This window comes from Massilia sp. TSP1-1-2, assembly GCF_049896185.1.
Taxonomy (GTDB): Bacteria; Pseudomonadota; Gammaproteobacteria; order Burkholderiales; family Burkholderiaceae_D; genus Telluria_A.
On the sequence record NZ_JAFCTU010000221.1, the window covers coordinates 1 to 534 of the forward strand.

1 protein-coding gene is annotated in these 534 nt (G+C 48.7%); it reads right to left on the minus strand.

What is annotated here, in order from left to right; genetic code table 11:
• Positions 1 to 489, minus strand: a 489-nt coding sequence (locus ACP7BV_RS27805; RefSeq protein WP_426108153.1) for a DEAD/DEAH box helicase family protein, incomplete at its 3' end; no start/stop codon positions are given.
• Positions 490 to 534: the final 45 nt, after the last annotated feature.

The following is a 534-nucleotide window of genomic DNA, read 5'->3' on the forward strand; positions in this document are numbered from 1 at the left end:
CCCTTCATCCACCAACAACAAATTGTTGTCGCCAAACTCGGAAACGGCCACCGTGTTTTCACGGCGCACCTCGCCCAGCTTGGTAATTTCAATGACATCGACGCGTGCGAGATCAGGCGCCCCTAATAAGTCAGCGCGAAAGCGTTGAGACGGCAAGCCATTTAGTTGCATTTCTCGGAGGTGCTGGTCGGTCAGCGACTCGTTCGGGGTAATCAAAACAGAGCGCGAGAACTCATTGGTTCGCTTAGAAATCTCGGCGTAATGCCGAAACTGAATCACGTTGGCATGCATTAACAGCGTCTTGCCGCTGCCGGTAGCATTCTGAAAGCAGACACGATTCAGCTCAGAAACACCGAATTTTTCAAGGCTTGTTGTTAGGCCTTGGTCTGTTCGCCATTGATTGAATTTGTCAACAAAGGCATTTAGACCATCCAGCAGGGATGTCGGCTGATGGAAAAACAAATCAAGATACCTTTCTTCGAACAACAACTAAAGCCACTGGTAATACTTCCAAATAATGGGGCGAAAGCCATT